Below are 232 nucleotides of genomic sequence, written 5' to 3'. Positions count from 1 at the left end.
GGCATGTAATGGGGGGAGATATGGTGGCGAAAATGACCTCCAAACCGCTGCCCAATGGATTTTCCACCCAGCTTCGCGCCGATGGTCGAGCGACCATGGCGGCCTTTAAGCAGTGGCTGCCAATGTTTTTACTGGACCCGGTAACGGGGGATCTGGGCTATCAGGCCACGCTGGATCTGAATACCACTTCTGGTGATGTACGTTTTGCCCTGGATACCAATCTGGATGGCAC

Annotated in this window: 1 protein-coding gene; it reads left to right on the top strand. The window is 55.2% G+C overall.

The annotated features are described in order from the left end of the window. Window positions 1-32 precede the first annotated feature (32 nt). Window positions 33-232: hypothetical protein (locus tag Q4563_RS23000; RefSeq protein WP_303606200.1), on the top strand; the 200-nt coding region annotated here is incomplete at its 3' end.

The sequence above is a fragment of the Gilvimarinus sp. 1_MG-2023 genome, from assembly GCF_030548285.1.
Note: the sequence above shows the minus strand (reverse complement) of the source record. Positions and strands in the feature narration are given on the sequence as shown.